1 protein-coding gene is annotated in these 1,159 nt (G+C 34.6%); it reads left to right on the forward strand.

Annotated features, from left to right (window positions below):
- On the forward strand, positions 1-415 hold a 415-nt coding region (locus LE180_RS06260; RefSeq protein ID WP_374134597.1), incomplete at its 5' end, for a CfrBI family restriction endonuclease.
- Positions 416-1,159 lie beyond the last annotated feature (744 nt).

The following is a 1,159-nucleotide window of genomic DNA, read 5'->3' on the forward strand; positions in this document are numbered from 1 at the left end:
AAGCGTAGAAAAATATTTAATGCTTGTTTTGTGTAAGTTATATCAAATTGATAAAAAATACTATGATGCAGAAAATTTTGTAAAAGATAAAACTAAAAAAGTTGATAGAGAAATTGATTTTTACCTCGTCAATAATGGAAAGAAATATCTATGCGAGGTGAAGCTTATGGGAAAAGGCAATCCGGAAAGCGCGGATGCCATATTTGCAAGGAAATCTGATTTGTTTGTAGCAGATACTTTATCTCAACAGAACAAAAATCAGGCGGATGAATTAAAGGTTAGTTGGATTGCCTTAAGAGATAAAGATGGCTTTAGACGTTTTGAGTTTGCACTAAAAAGATTTGGTATTCCGTACATAAAATACAATGGTAATTTAGATAAAGATTTGACGGAAATCTTGGATGAGTTATTTTAGTTAGATTTTTCAAAAAATGTATTGCTATATATTTAGAATTGTACGACTTGGAATAAATTTTAAAAAAATTAAAAAACGTATCTTTGTACCTTTGTAAGATAAAACAAAAGTATCAAAAATTCTTGTGAGCGCACTCGTCGAGTGTACTCGGCAGATTTACAGTTGGATTGCATATTTGCCGAAAGCTACTATAGTCAAATTGCTTTAAATCGAGCCAGCAGTATATTTGCGATGATGAAATGCCGAAGCAATTCAGCGTTGTCGTTGTCCGTAGTTAACCAACTTTATATTGGCGCATTGCGTTAGCTCAAAAATAGATGCAATGCGAGATGGACTGACAAAGCGGTAAGCTCATTCCTCTCGCTAGGAAGTCCAACGACGCAGCGTGCTATTTTTGAGCTAACCATGGAAAAGGCTAGAAGGAATAAATATAAGCAGCAGAAAAAGCAGACGCGCAATTAGTAGCAGTAATTGTAGTGCGGGAAAAAATGGAAGCAATGATTGCTGTGGAACACAAAATAATGCAGGAGAGAAAAATCTTGCATGCGCCAAAGGTAAAGAAGAAAAAAACAATCAAGCCAAACTGTAAAAACAGGTGATGACTGTAAATAAGATGAGTTATGTTAGAAACTGCAACGCGAAAAGTAATAAAATAGCAAGGCTTTCAATCTTGTCAAGCGCCACAAAGCAGGTAAAATAAAAAAATGGAGCAAAACTCCAAAGAAGACGGAATGATGAATTTTA

This window comes from Candidatus Endomicrobiellum pyrsonymphae, from assembly GCF_020328025.1.
GTDB classification, from domain to species: domain Bacteria; phylum Elusimicrobiota; class Endomicrobiia; order Endomicrobiales; family Endomicrobiaceae; genus Endomicrobiellum; species Endomicrobiellum pyrsonymphae.